Below are 1,539 nucleotides of genomic sequence, written 5' to 3'. Positions count from 1 at the left end.
CCCACATTCCGCACTTCATTTTGTAGTATAAATACTGATATTAAAAGCTTCTATAAATTTTACATAAAAACACCTAAAGCACTTAGTAATTAATATAAACAGGATCACAGGCATCGATAATTGCTTGAAATTAGTCAGGTGTAGAGACTAAATTCAAAATAAAAAAGTGAGAGAATGAGTAAGAATTAGCTTTGACAAAAGAAAACTTCACCAAAAATATGGATTACCAAAAAGAAGAATTTGAGAGTAAAAACTTAGATCACTTAGGAATAGTGGCAGGAATAATTGATGATATAGGAATTGTCGAAAAAATCAATAATATCTTCTCAATTGATAGTAGAGAAAACATCAATACAGGAGAAGTAGTCAAAGCAATTATTCTCAATGGGCTGGGTTTTGTCTCGAAACCATTATATTTGTTTTCTCAATTTTTTGATGATCAAGCACTAGAAAATTTATGAGGAGCAGGAATTAAAGCATCAGATTTAAATGATGATAAATTAGGTAGAGTAATGGATAAGTTATATAAATATGGGCTAACCAAGATATTCTTAACAATTGCTTTATCAGTCGCCAAAAAATATGAAGTATCAACCAAATATTCTCATTTAGATTCAACCTCATTACATTTACATGGAGAATACAATAATCGCCTAAATCATCATGATCAAGAATTAGAAATAATCACAGAAAATCCTATTATAATCACACATGGGTACTCTCGTGACCACAGACCGGATCTCAAACAATGTATTTTAGATTTAATTGTAAGTAGTGATGGAGATATTCCCTTATTTTTTAGAGGAGCATCGGGAAATGAATCAGATAAAGCTGTTTTTGGAAAAATTTTAGTAGAGTATTCTAAACAAATAGATTTTGAAAGTATTATGGTAGCTGATAGTGCTTTATATAGCGCAAATAATTTAAAATTGATGGAGAATATAAAATGGATAAGTCGAGTTCCATTATCCCTGAAAAAAGCTAAAATCTTAGTGAAATCATACTTGAGTGAGGAACTGAAAGAAAGTGAAATAAAAGGATATAGCTATAAAGAAGAAAAAGTGAGCTATGGGGGAATAGAGCAAAGATGGATATTAGTAGAAAGTGCAGACAGAAAAAAAGCAGATTTAAACAAATTAACCCAAAAAATCCAAGAAGAAGCCCTAAAAGTTGGAAAACAACTAGTTAAGTTAGTCAGAGATGAATTTGAACAGCCATCAATAGCCGAATCTAAAATTAAAGAACTTGAGTCCAAACTAAAATATCACCAAATCTCTGAACTAAAAATTATTGAGCGAAAAATCAAAGATGAGAAAGTAATTTATAAAGTTGAAAGTGAATTGAGAGAAAATCAGGAATTAATTGCGTCAAATGAAAACCAAGCTGGGAGATTTATTTTAGGAACTAATATTTTAGATATAACAGAGTTATCAGCCCCAGATATTCTGAGAATATATAAACAACAGCAATCATCAGAACGAGGATTTAGATTTATAAAAGATCCTCTATTTTTTGCAGATAGTCTTTTTGTTAAAAATC

Annotated in this window: 1 pseudogene; it reads left to right on the top strand. The window is 30.0% G+C overall.

Features of this window, described 5'->3' with window-relative positions:
* Positions 1–218: 218 nt before the first annotated feature.
* A pseudogene (locus V7K97_RS24180) lies at positions 219–1,539 on the top strand (IS1634 family transposase); the annotation flags it as partial.

The organism is Nostoc sp. (assembly GCF_036917815.1).
Lineage (GTDB): Bacteria > Cyanobacteriota > Cyanobacteriia > Cyanobacteriales > Nostocaceae > Nostoc.
The sequence above is the reverse complement of the archived record's forward strand: the minus strand, read 5'-3'. Positions and strand labels throughout refer to the sequence as shown.